This is a genomic window from Protofrankia sp. CiP1_Cm_nod3, assembly GCF_982290655.1.
The window spans coordinates 1-795 of sequence record NZ_CEVIVD010000282.1 but is presented as its reverse complement, the minus strand read 5'-3'; the positions used below and the strand labels follow the sequence as shown (position 1 = coordinate 795).

Sequence of the window (795 nt, the reverse complement as noted above, 5' to 3'; positions counted from 1 at the left end):
GCTGCCGTTGCCGCCGGTATCGCTGGGGCCGGGACCATGGTTGCCGCCGTCCGGCCACGAGAGGATTCGGGGTGCCGCGTCGTGGCGGGCCGCGACGTCGCCGATCACCACGACGGCTGGTGATCGCACGCCCCGCGCGACCGCGTCGACCACGACCGTGTCGAGAGTGCCGCGCACGACCCGTTGCGCCGGCGTGGTGGCGCGTTCGATCACCGCGACAGGCGTGTCGGGTGACCGCCCGCCGTTGATGAGGGCCGCGGTGACGTCGGCGAGCCTGGCGACCCCCATCAGCACGACGATGGTCATCCGGGACGCGCCGAGCGCCGCCCAGTCGACGGTGGAGCCGGGATGCCCGGGTGGCAGATGACCGGAGACGACCGCGACGTCCTGCGCGACACCACGGTGGGTGACCGGAATACCGGCATACGCGGGGGCCGCGAACGCCGAGGTCACCCCCGGGACGACCGTGCACCGCACCCCCGCCAGCCGGCATGCCTCCGCCTCCTCGCCGCCACGGCCGAGCAGGAACGGATCCCCGCCCTTGAGCCGGACGACCGTGCGGCCCGCGAGCGCCTGTTCGACCAGCAGGCCGTTGATGTCCTCCTGGCTGCGGGTGAGCGCGCCGGCACTCTTGCCGCTGTAGATGATCTCCGCTTCAGGCCGGGCATACCCGAGCACGTCGGTGGACACCAGGCGGTCGGTGACGACCACGTCGGCCGCGGCAAGCAGTTCCCGGCCACGAACGGTGAGCAGCCCCGGATCGCCGGGCCCCGCCCCGACCAGCCAGACCTCCCC

Annotated in this window: 1 protein-coding gene; it reads right to left on the bottom strand. The window is 73.6% G+C overall.

Annotated features, from left to right (window positions below; translation table 11 throughout):
• Positions 1–795, bottom strand: a 795-nt coding sequence (cobA, locus tag AC5LUJ_RS24285; protein WP_493465865.1) for a uroporphyrinogen-III C-methyltransferase, incomplete at both ends; no start/stop codon positions are given.